Source organism: Variovorax sp. VRV01, assembly GCF_014852545.1.
Taxonomy (GTDB): domain Bacteria; phylum Pseudomonadota; class Gammaproteobacteria; order Burkholderiales; family Burkholderiaceae_C; genus Variovorax; species Variovorax beijingensis_A.
In genome coordinates this window covers 1-888 of sequence record NZ_JACVBS010000052.1, presented here as the reverse complement: position 1 = coordinate 888, position 888 = coordinate 1, and the positions used below count along the sequence as shown (strand labels likewise).

Here is an 888-nt window from a genome sequence, read left to right as displayed (position 1 = left end):
TGTGGCCCGCGCTGTCGGTCAGGATCAGCAGGTTGCGCGTGAAGAACGGGCCGTGCGCGCCGCTCAGGTTCATGAGCATGCTGTCGTGGCCTGCGACGGGCACCACGCGCATGGCGGTGACGACGGGCGCGCCGGAGATGGGAGAAGCGGAGTCTGGAAGTGTCATTTTTTGCGCGGACCCTGGAAGAAAAGTGCGGCTAGATCCGCACGGCCTGGCGGGCCAGCATCTTCCACTCGCCGCCCTGCTTTTGCCAGATGCCGAGGATCTTGAGCGCCACCTTGCCGGGCTTGCCCGAATCGTTGGTGTCGGCCGCGAGCGTGTGGCGCACGATCGCAACGTCGCCCGCCACCTTGATGGTCTGGTCGGTGATCGCGATGCTCACGAAGTCCGACTTGCCGGCCACCAGGTCGCCGATGAAGCTGGCCTTGGTGTCGACCTTGCCGCTCGAATGGCCGTAGCTCAGGTCGTCGGCCACCAGCACGCCAAGGGCGGCGGGCGTGGGGTCGATCATCGCAAGGCGCAGCCGCTCGGCGGCCGCGGCCACGGCCACGGCCGGCTCGGCCGAAGCGCCGCCGCCCGCGGGCGCCATCGCACAGCCCGAGAACAGAAGGGCCGATGCGGCCATGAGGAAGAACTTCTTGATGGACATGCGTTGTCTCCGTTGTTGTTTGTTGTCGTCGTTCCCGGCTCGGCCGCTTACTGCGGGCCGAGCGCGTCGATCAGCACCTTGAGCTGTTCCATCTCGGCGGGCTTGAGGTCGGTGAGCGGTGCGCGCACCGGGCCGGCGTCGTGGCCGACGATCTTCGCGCCGGCCTTGACGATGCTCACCGCATAGCCCGGCACGCGGTTGCGCAGTTCCAGGTAGGGCATGAAGAAGTTCTTCAGCA

1 protein-coding gene and 2 pseudogenes are annotated in these 888 nt (G+C 67.0%); all 3 read right to left on the bottom strand.

The genetic code is table 11. The features are described from left to right. Positions 1-166: pseudogene (gene gudD, locus IB278_RS33550) on the bottom strand (glucarate dehydratase); the annotation flags it as partial. A 31-nt stretch (positions 167-197) separates the two neighbouring features. After that, positions 198-650: a nuclear transport factor 2 family protein gene (locus IB278_RS33545; RefSeq protein ID WP_192328820.1), complete on the bottom strand. Its 453-nt coding sequence runs from the start codon at positions 648-650 to the stop codon at positions 198-200. A gap of 47 nt (positions 651-697) precedes the next feature. Next, positions 698-888 (bottom strand): annotated as a pseudogene (locus IB278_RS33540) (5-dehydro-4-deoxyglucarate dehydratase); the annotation flags it as partial.

What these genes read in the sequence shown, in the direction of transcription:
- IB278_RS33545 (WP_192328820.1), bottom strand. Translation starts at nt 650, where the DNA reads ATGTCCATCAAGAAGTTCTTCCTCATGGCCGCATCGGCCCTTCTGTTC.